13 protein-coding genes and 1 pseudogene are annotated in these 15,208 nt (G+C 66.9%); 3 read left to right on the top strand and 11 right to left on the bottom strand.

Annotation, left to right across the window (positions count from 1 at the left end; genetic code table 11):
- Positions 1-629: 629 nt before the first annotated feature.
- Positions 630-1,931, bottom strand: a complete 1,302-nt coding sequence (locus DJ69_RS00195) for a tyrosine-type recombinase/integrase (RefSeq protein WP_099253752.1) — start codon at positions 1,929-1,931, stop codon at positions 630-632.
- A gap of 39 nt (positions 1,932-1,970) precedes the next feature.
- On the opposite strand from DJ69_RS00195, the pseudogene DJ69_RS00190 reads away from it, so the two are divergent.
- Positions 1,971-2,447: pseudogene (locus DJ69_RS00190) on the top strand (FAD-dependent oxidoreductase); the annotation flags it as partial.
- A 44-nt stretch (positions 2,448-2,491) separates the two neighbouring features.
- Here the strand turns inward: DJ69_RS00190 and DJ69_RS00185 are convergent.
- From DJ69_RS00185 to DJ69_RS00165, 5 genes are all read right to left on the bottom strand, one after another.
- Positions 2,492-3,724 (bottom strand): FAD-dependent oxidoreductase, encoded by a 1,233-nt coding sequence (locus tag DJ69_RS00185; RefSeq protein ID WP_099253751.1) that lies wholly within the window; start codon positions 3,722-3,724, stop codon positions 2,492-2,494.
- 201 nt (positions 3,725-3,925) lie between these two features.
- Positions 3,926-4,159 (bottom strand): YgaP family membrane protein, encoded by a 234-nt coding sequence (locus tag DJ69_RS00180; protein ID WP_099253750.1) that lies wholly within the window; start codon positions 4,157-4,159, stop codon positions 3,926-3,928.
- Positions 4,160-4,376: 217 nt separating this feature from the next.
- Entirely contained in the window at positions 4,377-5,249 is an 873-nt protein-coding gene (locus DJ69_RS00175) for a sulfurtransferase (RefSeq protein WP_099253749.1), read from the bottom strand.
- Positions 5,250-5,387: 138 nt separating this feature from the next.
- A complete protein-coding gene (locus DJ69_RS00170) occupies positions 5,388-5,813 on the bottom strand; it encodes a universal stress protein (RefSeq protein ID WP_099253748.1) in 426 nt (141 codons plus the stop codon).
- 71 nt (positions 5,814-5,884) lie between these two features.
- Positions 5,885-6,559 carry an SdpI family protein gene (locus tag DJ69_RS00165; RefSeq protein ID WP_099253747.1) on the bottom strand — a complete coding sequence of 225 codons (675 nt, stop codon included), beginning with the start codon at positions 6,557-6,559 and terminating at the stop codon, positions 5,885-5,887.
- Positions 6,560-6,658: 99 nt separating this feature from the next.
- On the opposite strand from DJ69_RS00165, the gene DJ69_RS00160 reads away from it, so the two are divergent.
- Positions 6,659-8,119, top strand: coding sequence for a DUF6498-containing protein (locus DJ69_RS00160; protein ID WP_099253746.1), 1,461 nt, complete (start codon positions 6,659-6,661; stop codon positions 8,117-8,119).
- A gap of 23 nt (positions 8,120-8,142) precedes the next feature.
- On the opposite strand, the gene DJ69_RS00155 is transcribed toward DJ69_RS00160, so the two are convergent.
- The 3 genes from DJ69_RS00155 to DJ69_RS00140 form a co-directional block, all read right to left on the bottom strand.
- A complete protein-coding gene (locus DJ69_RS00155; protein ID WP_099253745.1) occupies positions 8,143-8,661 on the bottom strand; it encodes a GNAT family N-acetyltransferase in 519 nt (172 codons plus the stop codon).
- A complete protein-coding gene (locus tag DJ69_RS00150) occupies positions 8,658-9,923 on the bottom strand; it encodes an ornithine cyclodeaminase (protein ID WP_099253744.1) in 1,266 nt (421 codons plus the stop codon). Before DJ69_RS00150 ends, DJ69_RS00155 begins: the two co-directional genes overlap by 4 nt.
- A 181-nt stretch (positions 9,924-10,104) precedes the next feature.
- The gene (locus DJ69_RS00140) at positions 10,105-11,976 is read right to left on the bottom strand and encodes a site-2 protease family protein (protein ID WP_099253743.1); all 1,872 of its coding nucleotides are present in this window, start codon (positions 11,974-11,976) and stop codon (positions 10,105-10,107) included.
- Positions 11,977-12,114: 138 nt separating this feature from the next.
- On the opposite strand from DJ69_RS00140, the gene DJ69_RS00135 reads away from it, so the two are divergent.
- Positions 12,115-12,354 (top strand): hypothetical protein, encoded by a 240-nt coding sequence (locus tag DJ69_RS00135; RefSeq protein WP_099253742.1) that lies wholly within the window; start codon positions 12,115-12,117, stop codon positions 12,352-12,354.
- Positions 12,355-12,376: 22 nt separating this feature from the next.
- On the opposite strand, the gene DJ69_RS00130 is transcribed toward DJ69_RS00135, so the two are convergent.
- Together DJ69_RS00130 and DJ69_RS00125 are read right to left on the bottom strand one after the other, a co-directional pair.
- The gene (locus DJ69_RS00130) at positions 12,377-14,062 is read right to left on the bottom strand and encodes a methyl-accepting chemotaxis protein (RefSeq protein ID WP_099253756.1); all 1,686 of its coding nucleotides are present in this window, start codon (positions 14,060-14,062) and stop codon (positions 12,377-12,379) included.
- A 160-nt stretch (positions 14,063-14,222) separates the two neighbouring features.
- Positions 14,223-15,206 carry a 5,10-methylenetetrahydromethanopterin reductase gene (locus tag DJ69_RS00125; RefSeq protein WP_099253741.1) on the bottom strand — a complete coding sequence of 328 codons (984 nt, stop codon included), beginning with the start codon at positions 15,204-15,206 and terminating at the stop codon, positions 14,223-14,225.
- Between the last annotated feature and the right edge of the window lie 2 nt (positions 15,207-15,208).

The following is a 15,208-nucleotide window of genomic DNA, read 5'->3' as shown; positions in this document are numbered from 1 at the left end:
GGAGCGACGGAAATCGGCCATATCCCCTAGTGTCTAATATGGGTTTTTAATTAAATCCCAAATTTGATACATATAACAAAACTGAAATGGACAAATGACCAAAAATATCAAAGATAAATGGACAAATATTTAAGTCTGAAGGCTCTGGTTATACGTAAGGGCAAACTGATGTCCTTTCCCCTTTGTGGGATAAAGAAAGCTCTTCACGCTTTCCGGTTCTAGTGATGATAGAGTCGGTTCTTCATGACCCTTGGATCCGGGGGACAATACGGATCCCACACATGTTAGGAGAGGCGTTTTTCAAAACGTCTTTTTCTGTTAGGGTGATTGAATACAGAACGTGCATTTGGTTCTGCCGCTCGTTTTGAATTACACCCTTTGGTAACGTAACTCACGAAAGTCATTTATTGAGTATGCTACAAGCCGAAGATAGATATGGAAAAGAGCGATCTATCTGAAAGCGATATTGAGTCTCTAAAGACTGTAGCAAATTCGGATCTACCCGCTTCATGGATAGCTGAAAGCCTCTGTGAGTCGTTCAATATCGATACGACCAAAACCACTAGCAACACTACAGAATCGCCAGAGAGTCTTACTGATACGCCAGAGACAAAGGATAGTGTCTTTGCTTACTGATTGTCCGTAAGTTCGTTAATCAATTCAGGATTCTCGTTCAGTAGGTCTTTCATTTGGTCTAGTGCGCTTTCCTCTTCACCTTCAGCCTCTCCTTTGGATTCATATACGTCGTTACTCATTTTGTTTTTAGCAGCTTGTGCATCCGGTGTGAATATCTCGCCACACCCTGAACAAGCCTTATCGCCGGGATCTAAGTTTTTGTAACAGGTAGGGCAAATTTCCGGTGTTAGTGTTGAGGATTCTTCTTTTTCCTTAATCCCGGCTCCTACTTCAGCTTTAGATATGTGATCGTCCGCCGTTAAGTGCGAATATGTAGATTCCATAACAGAGCTATCCTTAGCATGGCCTATGATGAATTTGATTGTACTGTCGTCTAAATTATAATCTCTCTTGGCTATTGTAACGAAACTATGCCTGAAATTATGAACATTAGTCGGCTTATTGATTTCAGCCTCTTCACCTATCATTTTGAGCCGTCTATTGATATGTTGAGCCGATAGGGGTTCACCGAATTTATCACCGTATCTCTCTTCATATTTGGGTAGATGAGTGATAAACGCCGACTCTGGTTTATCTGAAGTAGGATGTTTTTGTAACCAGTCTAAACAGGCTTTTCTAGCTCCTAGGAGGGGACGCTTTCGGCTTTGTTTGTCGGCTCCTTTCAATCCCGTAACGTCGTTATTCAGGTAGAATACTCCCTCCTGAGGTTTCACGTCTTTCACTCTAAGCGATTGTAACGCTCTGATTCTTTGTCCGGTATTCAAAGCTAATTCAAATATCGCCCGGTCCCTATCGTTCGGGATAACGTTACGCATAGATTCAATATCTGAACGATTGAAAATATCTTGTTCATCTACCTTAGTCGGTTCATCTTTGAGGATAACTATCTTTTCAGGATCTACTGCTAAATCAGTATGATACCTGTAGAAGCTAACAAGTGAACATTGATATAACTGAACGGTAGATTTGCTAAGATTATCCATGAGAGTATCCATATACTGATTAATCTTGTCCGTATCAGCCTCAATGAGAGATACGTCTAATCTCTTAGCAACTAGACGGACATTATCGCCGTATGTGTTGAGAGTTTGTTTCTCAAGCTGGTTATTGTCCGGATCGGGGGTACTGATATTGTCTTTATCCTTAGCGTCTAGCCATTCTTTGATGTATTCAGCCTCTTCAGGTAGAATATACCCCTCTTCTTTCCCCGAATCCTTACCTTCAGGGTGTGAACTATCTGCTATGTCTATTCTTTTCCTCATACGGGCGTATTCCTCTTCAGGCTTTGTAGCCATGCTATTGGATTGAACGACATACTTATTGAATGTTCGGGAGTATCAAAGGCGCACCTGTTCAACTACCCCGGAATCGGCTCGGTCGGCGGCAGCGAGTTCCTCGCGACCGCCCGACAGCAGGCAGACGACTTCGGGGTCGATCGGAAGCAAGACGAGAAAGTGACCGGGGTCGAAGCGGACGGCGACGGCTTCCGCGTGACGACCGAGGCGGACGAGTACGAGGCCGACTACGTCGTGCTGGCGACGGGCGCGAGCCGCGACCTCGCCGAGTCGCTCGGCTGCGAGTTCGACGGCGACCTCGTCGACGTCGGCGTCTCGATGGAGACGAGCGTCGAGGGCGCGTACGCGACCGGCGCGATGGTCCGCGCCGAGGAGTGGCAGGCGGTCATCTCGGCCGGCGACGGCGCCGCCGCGGCGCTCAACATCCTCTCGAACGAGAAGGGCGAGCACTACCACGACTTCGACGTGCCCGACACCGCGACATCGGTGTTCGGCGGCCTGATCGACGACGAGTAGCCGGGAGCGACCCCGCTGTTCCTCCGGAACCTCCGTTCCGTTTTTCAATCGTCAGCCGCGGCGTCGACGACCCCGGAATCGGTCGGGTTCGCTCCGCCGTACCGCTCGACGAGCGCGTCGAGTTCGGCCGGGTCCGCGGCGCCCGGCAGCCGCTCGTTCGCGGTCCGGCACCGCTCGTCGACGCCGAGCCGCTCGCAGACGGCGTCGCTCGTCGCTTCGGCCATCTCTCGGTAGGTCGTCAGCTTCCCTCCGACCACAGTGTGAAGGTTTCGTACGCCCTCGTCGGCGTGGTCGATGACGCTGAACCCGCGAGAGATGCCCCGCCGGTCCGAACCGGCCTCGTCGGGCGCGTACAGCGGGCGGACGCCCCACCAGGTCCTGACCGTCGGCGCGTCGGCGACGGCGGGGAGCATCGCCGCGCACTCCTCGACCGACTGCTCCACCTCCCAGTCGGCCCGCTCGTACTCGTCGGGGTCGTCGACCGGAACGCTCGTCGTGCCGAGCACGGCCTCCCCCTCGTGGGGGACGACGATGTCGCCGTCGTCGGGGTCGCGACACCGGTTCAACACCGGGTCGAGCCCGTCGTACTCGACGGAGATCATCACGCCGCGGCTCGGCGCCATCCCGACTTCGACGCCGGCCATCTCCGCGATCCGGTCGGCCCACGCCCCCGTGGCGTTGACGACGTGGTCCGGTCGGAGCACGGTGTCGACCTCGCCGCCGAGACGGACCGCCGACACCGCGCCGTCGCTCGCCTCGATGCCCTCGACGGGCGCGTCGACGTGGACGGTGGCCCCGTGTCGCTCGGCGTCGGCCGCGTTGGCGGCGACCAGCCTGGACGGGTAGATGATGCCGTCGGGCACCCGAAACGCCGCTTCGGCGTCCTCGGACAGGCCGGGGACGAGCGCTCGCGCCTCGTCGGCGTCGAGCCGCTCGGTCTCGATCCCGATCTCCTCGCAGGCGGCAAGTTTCTCCTCGAAGTAGTCCGGATCGTCGCCAGCGAGGCGGACGAACAGCCCGCCGGTCTCGCGGACGCACGCCCCGGCGATCGCACGGAGCGTCCGGTTCTCGCGGAGACACTCCTCGGCGCCGGGCGCGTCGGCCTCCGCGTAGCGGGCGCCGCTGTGGAGGAGTCCGTGCGACCGGCCGGAGGTCCCGCTCGCGAGTCCGCCGCGGTCGACGAGCGTCACGTCGACGCCGCGGAGCGCGAGGTCCCGGGCGACGCCCGCCCCGGTCGCCCCGCCGCCGATAACGAGGACCGCTGGGTCGTCGCTCACGGCCGATCACCCGCGAGCGAGCCCTCGTCGTGCGGACGGTCGACGCCGGCTAATGTCCCTCGTTGTCTCATGACAGAGGTTGCGGCTACGCACACTTGAGGCTGCCGTCGGCGCAGAACGGAAAGCGGCGAGAAGCGACTGTTTGAGCCTTACTACGGCGTTATCTGCTGTCGATAGACGGTAGGAAAGAGGCGGGTAGCGTTACCGCGATTCACTGGGAGACACGGAACACGTGTCCACGCCCAGCAGTGAATAGAGCGCGCACGTTCCGGTCGCTGCGGTCCCGAGCATGAGCAGGGACGCAACGCCGAGAACGGGCGCGGCCAGCGCCGGGAGCGGTACTGCTCCGGCGAGCGTTGCGAGCGATGCGATGCCGACGACCGCACCGAGGGCCGTTCTAACGCGTTTGTCCGTGGGGCCGACGTTCTGGTCCATGATTCACAATACGGCACACGAGAGTAAATACGTTCGCACCACGCGACCGGTCGATCGCCTCGCACGCGCCCCCGCCGTTGAGCGTTGCTAACCGCTCCCCCGCCGCCGCTCACGGGTGTTCAAACACCGATGACTACCGGAACACGGCGACACGCACGCCCGCCGTCGAGCGGCAGACGGCGTTCGAAGCGGCGAAACTCCGGTGCGGTGTGGACGCTTACTCGCCCGTCTCGATCGGCGCGCCGACGAGGTTCCCCCACTCGGTCCACGAGCCGTCGTAGTTGCGAACGTCGTCGTAGCCGAGCAGTTCGTGCAGGAGGAACCACTCGATCGACGAGCGCTCGCCGACGCGGCAGTAGGTGATCGTCGACTCGTTGCCGTCGACGCCGGCGTCCGCGTACAGCTCGCGGAGCTCGTCGGCGCTCTTGAACGTGCCGTCCTCGTTCAGGGTGGTCCCGATCGGGACGCTGCTCGCGCCGGGGATGTGACCGCCGCGCTGGGCCGTCTCGTTGAGCCCTTCGGGGGCGATGACCTCGCCGGAGAACTCCTCGGGAGAGCGCACGTCGACCATCGGGATCCCCTCGTCGATCGCCTTGTCGATGTCGTCCTTGTAGGCGCGGACGCTCTCGAAGGGGCCGCGGGCCTCGTACTCGCGGGGCGTGAAGTCGGGCTCCTCGGTCGTGAGGGGGTAGTCGTTGGCGACCCAGTACCCCTTCCCGCCGTCGATCACGCGCACGTCGTCGTGGCCGTAGTACTTGTAGATCCAGTAGCCGAACAGCGCGAACCAGTTGGGGACGCGCCCGCCGCCGTACACCACGACCGTGGTGTCGGCCTCGATGCCGCCCTCCCCGTTGCGGGCCGCGAAGTCCTCCTTCGAGACGATGTCGCGTTCCGTCTCGTCGGTGAACACTTCGTCCCACTCGAAGTTCAGCGCGCCGGGGATGTGACCCTCCTCGTAGGGCGTGTACTCCGACTCGTCGGTGACGGTCGGATTGTTGATCTCGACGATCCGGTACGCCGGGTCGTCGCTCTCGAACGCGTCGAGATTCGATTCCACCCAGTCCGCCGTGACGAGCGCGTCTTCGGGCATCACACGTATTAGGACGCAACGCGGCTTTGAAGGACCGATAATGGCGGTTCTTTCCGGCGCCTGTGACGCCGGCGGGTCCGGCCCGGACGGCGAGAACGGCGGGGACGGGCCGCCGCAGTCGGGTCTGACGGACGACAGCTACCGAATCACTGTCACGGGCACGTCGGCCTTGTCGACGACGCTCTTCGCGACGCTGCCGACGACCTGCTCGCGCTCCTCGGAGAGGCCGCGGTGACCGACGTAGATGGCGTCGACGGCCTGATCGGTCGCGTAATCCGTGATCGCGTCGGCGGGACGCCCGGTGAGCAGTTGGGTTTCCACGTCGATCGGCTCGTCGCCGACCGCCTCCTCGGCGACGGTGCGCGCGTTCTCCAGCACCCCTTGGCCGGCGTCGACGGCGGCCTCCTCCCCCGGGAGGATGATCGTCCCGTCGACCAGCTCCGAGTCCGGCGTCAACACGTGGGCGATCTCCAGCGTCTCGTAGAACGCGACCGCCTGTCTCGCGGCGTACCGGACCGCTTCGTCGCTCTCGGTCGAGCCGTCGGTTGCAACGAGATAGCTCATACCCGGAGATGGCGCCGGCATCCACATAACTCCTGTCCGACGTTCTCGGGTCCTGAAGGCGCGGGTCGGTGTTACGTCCCGGCGCCCGGATCGGCCGTCCCGTCGTCTTCCCCCAACCGGACGTAGAGGACGTAGGAGTACGCCGCCGAAGCGACCGCGGCCGTCACCACGGGGGCCACGAGGAGGAACACCGCGTACTCGCCGGACGCCAACCCTGCGACGCCGACGACGCCGGCGAGCTTGAACAGCCGCCCGGCGAGTCGATGGGTCCTGTCCCACACCGCGTCGCTGTCGAGCGTCCACGGCGTGCGGATCCCCATGAACCAGTTGCGCTCGGTCCGCGGGAGCACCGCGCCGATATAGTAGACGAGCAGCGAGGCGCCAGCTAGGATGAGCGAGGTGAACGGGAACTCGTAGCCGAGGTTGAACGCGAGAATACCCCCGTGAACGACGAGCAGGAACGCCGAGAGCGCGACGACGAACCAGTCGTACGTCGGACGGAACGCGGCGACGTTCTCGCGGAGCGGGTCGATCCGCGGCAGTGCGGCCAGAAGCGCGACCAGTACGGCCATGAGCGCCGGGAACAGCCAGACCGCCGTCGCTCGCGGGAGGGTGCCGGCCGGCCGCCCGGCGGCGTCCCAGTTCGTCACCACGCGCTCGGGGAGGGACGGCGCCGCGACCGCGCTCGTGCCGACCGCGACGAGCACGAGCCCCGCCGCCACGGCGAGCCGCTGAACGCTTCGCATACGACACCGAACGCGAGCCAAACGTATGAACGTGTCCGCGGTATCGTCTCCGTTCACCGGTGTTATCACCTCGGACGAGCGTTGTGAAGACGACGACCGATGCGCTCCATCGCTCACCGCGACCGCCGGAGCTCTCTCGGAGCGGCCGGCTTCCTCCCGGTCCTGTTCGCCAACCTGATCCCGCTCGTCGGCGTGATCCGCCTCGGGTGGGACCCCGCGACGCTCGCCGCTGTGTACGCGGTCGAGGCGGTGCTGTCGATCCCGCTGGCGGGCGCGAAGGCGCTGTTCGCGGCTCGCCCGCCCCCCGACGACCGCGAGTCGGGCGTCATCAGCGTCACGGAGACGCCGCTGGCGAGCAAACGCGGCGCGGTCCGTCCGGTCTCGTGGGTGCCCCCCGTCTACCCCCGGAACGTCCCGTTCGCGGCGGCCGTCTGCGGCGCGACCGCGTGGATCGCGCTGTTCGTCGGCGTCGCGTTCTCGCAGGTGTTCGACGTGCCGGCCCTGCTTGCGAGTCCGCCCGTGCTTGCGTCGGCGCTCGCGCTGGTCGGGGGGCAGGCGATCGACACCGCTCGGGAGTACGTCGGCCGGCGGCGGTACGCCGAGACCTCGCCGTACGCGGTCGTGGAGACGCCGGCGCGACGCGCGTTCTTCCTGGTGTTCGCCCTGTTCGCGCTCCCGCCCCTCCACGCCGCCGGCGGCGGCGTCGCCGTGCTCGCCGTGTTCGTCGCCGTGAAGCTGGTCGTCGAGTGGTCGGCGTTCCGGGCGACTCACGGCGATGACGGCTCCGGTGGCGGTCGGATCTCCGACTGGCTCTCCGGTCCGACCGAGTCGCCCGACGAACCGGAGCCGATCGCGACTCCCGACGCCGAGCCCGACGCCCGGGTTCCGGTCCATCGCCGGGCCGCGGTCGCGACCGGCGTGCTGAAGACGCTCGGCGGCGTCGCTCCGGCCTACGCGACCGGCTTCTTCATCATGTGGATCGCCGCGTTCGGGCTGTTCGTCGGCGGCGACCCCTCCGGAGCCGTCGTCGCCTGGTCCGCGGCCGTCTTCGCCGCGCTGTACCTCGGCGCGGTCGCCGTGAACGCCGCAGGGTTCGCCCTCGCGTACGCGTCGGTCGAGTACCGCCGGTACGATGACCGGCTGGTCGCGCACGATGCGTGGCTGGACGAGCCGCAGTGGGCGGCTTCGGTCGAGCGCCTCCGCGACGCGAGCCTCGTCCACACCCGACTCCCGGACCGCGTCTTCGACGCGCAGACCGTCGAACTGACGACCGGGTTCGGCGACGACGAGACGGAGCGGTTCGTGGGGCCGGTCTCCGACGGCGACGCGCTCGTCTCGGCGTTCGACCTCCCCGTCCGCTCGACCGACCTGCCGCCGATGGATCGTCGGATCGCCACGGTCGCGGTCGCGGTCGGGCTCGCGGTTGCCGCCGGCGCAGTCGGGTTGATCGTCGGTCCGTGGGGCGATTCGGCGGACACCGTTCGGATCGTCTTCCTGCTGCCGTTCCTCGTCTGGCCGACGCGCTGGCTGTGGCGGCAGGCGTACGCCGAGCCGGAGTAGGCGCGCCCCCGCCGCTCCGAGCGTCAGCCGTCGAGCGACCGCGCCACCATCTCGCCCCACGGCTCGAAGCCGTGGCGGTCGTAGAAGGCTCGCGCGCGCTCGTTCGCGGGATCGACGTCGAGCACGATCCGGTCGAGCGGCAGGTCCTGATCGGCGGCGAGCGCGGCGGCGGCGTCCAGCAGCTCGTCGGCGACGCCGGTCCCGCGGTGCTCGGGGGCGACGTATATCTCGTTGATCACGGCGGCGTCCCAGATCATCGCGAGGCGCTCGGGGAGGACGAAGACGTAGCCGGCGAGCCCTCCGTCGCGTGCTCCGTCGCCCCCGTCGACCGCGACCGTCACGCATCGCTCGTCGTCGTCGACGCATCGGTCCACCCACGCGAGCCACCGGTCGCGGTAGTCGTCGGTGAGCTTCCCCTCGTAGGCGACCGCCTTCTCCTCGCCGCCGGTCGACGCGCCGAGCCCGCGCTCGAAGGCGACCTTCAGCTCGGACAGCGCGTCGGCGTCCGTCTCGGGATCGTAGGGGCGGAAGTGGGTGGTCATTCCCCGTCGGCGACGTGCTCTTCGTCGCCCTCCAGCACGAACTCCGCGAGCGTCGGGACGAACGTCCCGATGTCGGTGACCATTCCGACGGCCTGCGCCGAGCCGCGGTCGAGCAGCTGGGTGACGGTGGCGGGGTTGATGTCGACGCAGACCGTCTTCGTCGTCGACGGCAGGCAGTTGCCGACCGCGACCGAGTGGAGCAGCGTCGCGAGCATCAGCACGATGTCGGCGTCGTGGGCCTGCTCGCGGATGGCGTCCTGTGCCTCCACGGCGTCGGTGATCGTGTCGGGGAGCGGGCCGTCGTCGCGGATCGAGCCCGCGAGCACCGTGTCCACGTCGTTTCGCACGCACTGGTACATCACGCCCTCGGTGACGATCCCGTCCTCGACGGCCGCCTCGATCCCGCCCGCGCGGATGATCTCCGAGATGGTCCAGATGTGGTGTTTGTGCCCCTTCCGCGGGTGTTCGAGCGTCTCCACGTCCATCCCGAGCGAGGTGCCGTACAGCGAGCGCTCCAGGTCGTGGGTGGCGAAACCGTTGCCCGCCGAGAGCGAGTCGACGTAGCCCGCTTCGACCAGTTCGGCGAGCGCGTCCCCGCCCCCCGAGTGGATCACGGCGGGGCCGGCGACGACCATCACGTTCCCGCCGTCCTCGGTCACCTCGCGGAGCTCCTCGGCGACCTCTCGGATCGTCGACTCGGAGGGTCGCTCCGAGGAGACGCCGCCCTGCATGAACCCGAAGGCGCCGCCGCCGCTTCGCGGACGCTCGGGGGGGTTCACGCGGATCCCGGACTGGTCGGTCGCGACGAGGTCGCCCTCCTCGACCGCGTTGAGCACCTTCGTGTACGCCCGGGGGCCGCCGTCCGGCCCTCCCTCGGGATCGACGATCAGCGCGCAGTCCATCTCGATCTGCTCGACGTCGATCCACTCGCCGTCGTACAGCACCTCGGTCGGGTGGTTCGTCGTCGAGTAGAAGTCCGGCGGGACGACCTTGTCCGCGGGCGCGGCCACGAGCTCCACGTCGCTCGGGTTCTCGAGCACCGCGCCGTTCTGGTGCAGCTCGTGGAGGATCGCTTGGAGCGTCTCCGGGTCGTCGGCCGAGACCGCCATCCGACAGTACGACTCCGCCTCCTCGTGGGTCCCCACGTCGAACTGCTCGACGTCGAAGGAGCCGCCGAGGTCCATCACCGCACCGAAGCAGCGCTGCATCGTCCCGCTGTCGATGATGTGGCCCTCGATCTCGACAGTGCGTGAGTGGCTCATGGGTTACGCTTTCGCCCCGCGGAGAAACCCGTTTCCCATTCGGCGAACGTCGCGGGGCCCCTCGCCTGCCGACCCGCGGCATCATCCCGGAGCAGAGCGCCCCGGAGCAGAACGCCCCGGAGCAGAACGCCCCGGAGCAGAACGCCACGGGTCGGAGCGTCCCGGAGCAGAGCGTCCCGAATCAGAGCAGCCCGAGCGCGGAGAGGATCTGATTCCCGAAGATCATCATGATCAGCCCGGCGAGCATGACGAGCCCGGACGAAACCGTGATCGTCCGGACCGCGGCGTGGCGGTCGGAGACGGGAACCCGGCTGACCACCGCTTCGGCGACCATCCGGAGGATGCGGCCGCCGTCGAGCGGAAACGCCGGCAGGCAGTTGAACAGCGCGAGCTGGATGTTGATCCACCCGGTCCAGAAGAGGAGGTTCGCGAACAGGAACGTCCCGCCGCCAAAGGCCGCGAACGCGCCCTCGACCACGTAGAAGTTGGTCATCTCGCCGGTGAATCCCGCGAAGTTGAACGGGAGCCCGAACAGGCTGCCGAGGGGGAGGATGAGCGACGCGAAGACGAGCCCGAGCGGGGAGTCCGTGAGCCCGCCGAGCGCGGCCCCGTCGGTCGGGCCTTCGCCGCCGTCGCCGCCGAGCAGTTCGAGGTACACGCCGGCGGGGTACTCCGAGACGCCGAAGTCGTCGAGCGCGAGCCCGCTGGAGCCCGGGAAGACGCTCACGCCGACGAACCCGCCCTCGCGGTTCGGGTGCGGGTCGAGCTCCACGTCGTAGGGCACGCGCTCGTCGTCGGGGCCGTACGCGACGACCTCGACGGTCGTGCCGGGCTCTCGCTCGCCGAGCACGGTCGAGAGCTGGTCGTTGTTCCGGACGCGCTCCCCGTCGACCGAGACGATCGTCATGGGGTCGCCGAGGGGAGCGCCCGCCGCGTGGAGGGGGCCGTCCTCCTGCACGCCGAGGGCGTACGCGCCGATCGGGATCTCGGCGGTCTCGGCGTCGACCGTGGCGTTGGCCGCGCCGTCGGCGTCGACGGTCACCGTCGCGCGCTCGGCGTCCCCGACGGCGGCGAGGAACTGTCGCTCGGTCGCCACCGGCTCACCGTTGACCTCGGTGATCGCAACCGGCTCCGACTCGATCGTCACGCCGAGCGGGTTCCCGCCCGCGGAGCCGATCACCTGGAGCCGGCGGGTCACCTCGACGGTCCGCTCTCCGTCGCCGTCGTCGGCGGTGACGCTCACCGTCTCGCCGGCGTCGGCGAGGGCGGCTTCGAACTCCTCGGCGGTGTCGACCGGCGTGCCGCCGACGGCGACCAGTCGGTCGCCGTGCGCGATGTCGACTCCCGCAGCCGGCGACTCGGGGGCGACCTCGCCGACGGCGTAGCCCGGGGCCGGCGCGATCGCGCCGACGACCGGGCCGAAGAGGAGCGCGAAGACGAGGACCGTGAGGATCGTGTTCGCGGTGACGCCGGCGGCGAACATCCGGGCGCGGGCGCCGCGGGTGGCCTCTTGGGTCGCCTCCTCGTCCGGCTCGACGAAGGCGCCGACCGGGAGCAGCGTGAAGAAGACGAGTCCCATCGACTCGATGTCGATCCCCTCGACGCGGCACAGCAGGCCGTGTGCGCCCTCGTGGACGACCATCGCGATCGCGAGGCCGGCGACGATCTCGGGCGCGACCGAGAGGGGGAGGAAGTCGTTCACGCCGGGGATGATGAGGAAGTTCTGCGGCTGCTGGATCGCGGAGGGCTGGACGGTACGGACCGCGGAGAGCGCCGACGAGAGGATGAGGACGAACGATCCCACCATCGCGACGAGCGCCCCGCCGAGCCCGAGGTTCGCGACGGCTCGCCAGAGCCGTCTCGGGGCGGCGAGGCGGTCGAGAAACACTCGGCCGCGGAGGGTCCTGAGGGTCAACACCGGTCCGGAGACGCGGACGGCCTCGGGGAGAATCCCGCGCTCTCGGAGCCACATCGCGGCCGCGGAGTACGCGAGGATCCCCGTGAGGACCCACAGCAGCGTGTTCTCGGCGAACAGCTCCGTCAGGGCGTTCATGACGAACAGGTCCGTGTCCGTCGGGTGTAAGCCGTTCGGTTGTCGAAACCGTTCGCCGGCCCGGTGCCGGCTCGCGGTTACGGGGGAGGATGGGCCGCGAACTCAACACCCAAGTACCCCCCGCTCCAACTGCCGGGCATGATGGCGCTCATCGACTTCGTTTCGCGTCTCGTCGGCGATATCGGTCGCTTCATCGACATCTTCCTGAACGACCTGATCCTCGGCGCCGGCGACCCGGTGTCCGCGCTCTTGGTGGTCGTCGGGCAGGTCCTGCTCGTCGGCGCGGTGGCCGTGTTCGGCTACGCGGCGGTCGGCGCGCTGTTGCGGGAGATCGGCGTGACGCTGCCGTCGCTCGGCGGTCGCGGCCCCGCGGAGTAACGCGTCGCGCTCCGGCCCCGTTTCAGTCGTCGTCAGCGGCCGGGGGCGACGCCCCGGGACCCTCGGACCCCGAGGCGGGCGCGGTCCCCTCGGTCTCGGAGACGACCCCAGCCCCCTCCTCGCCGTCGGGGACCTCGAACGCGTCGAGCGTCGCGAGCAGCTCGTCGGACTGGTCCGAGAGCGCGTGGACGCGGCGAGTGACCTCCGAGACGGTGGCGGTCTGCTCCTCGGCCGCGGCGGCGACGGTCTCCGCCTCGGTCGCGGTCTGCCGGCTGACCGACGCGATCCCGTCGACCATGTCGACGACCTCCTGGGTCGTCCGGGCTTGGTCGTCGGTCGCGTCGCTGATCTCTTGGACCGTCTCGTCGACGGTCGTCACGTCCTCGACGACCTCCTCGAACTCCCGGAGCGTCGACTCGATCGTGTCGACGCCGTCCGACACCTGCGACTCCATCGCGTCCACGTCGGCGGCGGTCTCCGTCGACGCGGCCTGCACTTCGTCGATGCGCCCGGAGATCGCCGCGGCCTCCTCGCGGGTCTCCTCGGCGAGCGCCTTCACCTCGTCGGCGACGACCGCGAAGCCGTCCCCGGAGCCGTCGGCCCGCGCCGCCTCGATGGAGGCGTTCAGCGCGAGCAGGTTCGTCTCCTCGGCGATCCCGTCGATCACGGAGGCGATCTCGTCGATCTCGCCGATCCGGTCGACGAGGTCCTCCACCGCGGTCGCCGTCTCGGCGATCCGAGCTTCGAGCGCCTCCAGCTCCGCGATCGCCTCGGTCGCCTCCTCGCGACCGGCCCGCCCGCGCTCCGCCGCGCTCCGGGCGGTCGCCGCCGCGTCGTCGGCCGACGCCGCGATCTCCTCGACGGTCGCCGAGAGCGTGCTCATCTCGCCCGAGACGGACTCCAGCTTCTCGGTCTGCTCGGCCGCGCCGTCGCTGATCTCCTGGACCGAGCGCGCGACCTCCTCGCTGGCGCCGTCGACCTCGTCCATGCTCGCACGCACGTCAGCGCTCGCGTCGGCGACCTCGCCGGTGAACGACGCGACATCGCCGACCGTCCCGCCGAGGGTGGTCACGAGCCGATTGTAGTTCTCGATGAGCTCGGCGTACCGATTCTCGTCGGTCGCCAGCGCCTCGTCGTCGATCGTCGCGGTCAGGTCGCCGTCCCGAGCGCGCCCCGCCGCGTCGCCGAAGGCGTCGACGAGCGACTCCAACTCCGTCGTGTACGCCTCGAGGTTCGCGGCCATCTCGTCGAGCGAGTCGCCGAACGAGCCCGGAACCTCCTCGTCGAGCGCGGGATCGTCGAACTCCTGTGCCGCGAGCGCCTCCGCCTGCGACGAGACGACCCCGAGGTAGCGCTCGACCTCGACGAACGAGTTCACGAGCTTCCCGATCTCGTCGGGCTGATCGCTCCCCGCCAGCCCGGAGTCGGGGAGGTCTTTCGATTCGCGGATCGCGATGTTGCCCGCCGCGATCGCGTCGGCACCGGTCTCGAGCTGCCGGATCGGCGCCACGAAGTCCCGGCGCACGATGAGGAGGGTGTTGTAGATCGCGACGACGGCGCCGAGGAACAGGGCGCCGGAGAGGACGTACGAGAGCACCCCGGAGACGAGAAACGGCACGAGAAAAATCCCGACGGTGACGAGAAACTGGATTCCGACGGCCGTGACGACCTTACGCTCTATCGACTCGGAGATACCGAGCCGGTCCATCGCCCCCCACAGGAGGGCTTCGTACCGCCCGCGGAGTCCCGGGCGCCGCTGTCGTGTCGTCGACATGGAAGGAACTCGACGGGAGCGGCTTATGAACCTCACCCCGGAGTTATCAGGGGCGATTCTCGATTCCTGGCGGGCGGGAACTCCGGCGTCCTGTTTAAAAGTAGCCGTCGACGGCTTCCGCCGCGAGATCGACCGCGTCCTCCAGGTCGGGGCCAAGCGGCGAGCCGACGACCAGCCCGTCGGCGTGATCGGCGACGGCGGCCGCCCGTTCGCGGACGGTCTCGGGGTCGCCCGCCATACAGAACGCCTCGATCATCTCGGGCGTCACGCGCTCGAAGGCCGCGGAGAACTCGCCGGCCGAGACGTGCTCGCCGATCTCGGCGGCCGCGTCGGGATCGATCCCGTGGCGCTTCAGGACCGGGGGAGCCGCTCCCCCGACGATGAACGCGACCGGCGGGCGGGCGGCCTCGCGGGCCGCTTCCGCGTCCTCGGCCACCGAGACCGCGGCGTACGCGATCAGGTCGAAGTCGCCGCGGCGGTCGGGTCGGTCGCCGAGCCCGTCGTCGACCTGCTCGCGGGCCCACGCGAGGTCCTTCGGATGCGAGCCGTTGTACAGCAGGCCGTCGGCGTGTTTCGCTGCCATCCGGCACATGTGTGGCCCCTCGCCGCCGACGTGGACCGGGATCGACGCGCCCTGCGGCGGTTCGTAGTTGAGCCCCGCGCCGGCGGCGTCGAACGTCCCCTCGTGGTCGACGCGCTCGCCGACCCACAGCTTCTGGGCGGTCTTGAACGCCTCCAGAACGGGACGAAGCCCCCGCTCGTCTTCGAGGCCGAGGTTCCGGAGCGTCGACGGATCGCCGGGCCCGAGCCCGAAGACGGCCCGGCCCTCGGAGAGTTCGTCGAGGGTGGCGACCTTCGAGGCGAGCGTCGCGGGGTGGGTCTCGTACGGGTTGGCGACGCCCGGGCCGAGCCGGACCGACTCCGTGGCGGTCGCGAGCTGCGAGAGGAACGCCCACGGGTCGCGGTTGTTGTAGTGACACGTCGAGTAGACGGCGTCGTAGCCGGCCTCCTCGGCGCAGACGCCGAGGTCGACGAGGCGATGCAGGTCGTGTTCGGGGGTGAGTTCGATGCCGAGCATGG

It is taken from the genome of Halorubrum persicum (assembly GCF_002727125.1).
Lineage (GTDB): Archaea > Halobacteriota > Halobacteria > Halobacteriales > Haloferacaceae > Halorubrum > Halorubrum persicum.
This window is presented reverse-complemented; position numbering and strand designations above follow the sequence as displayed.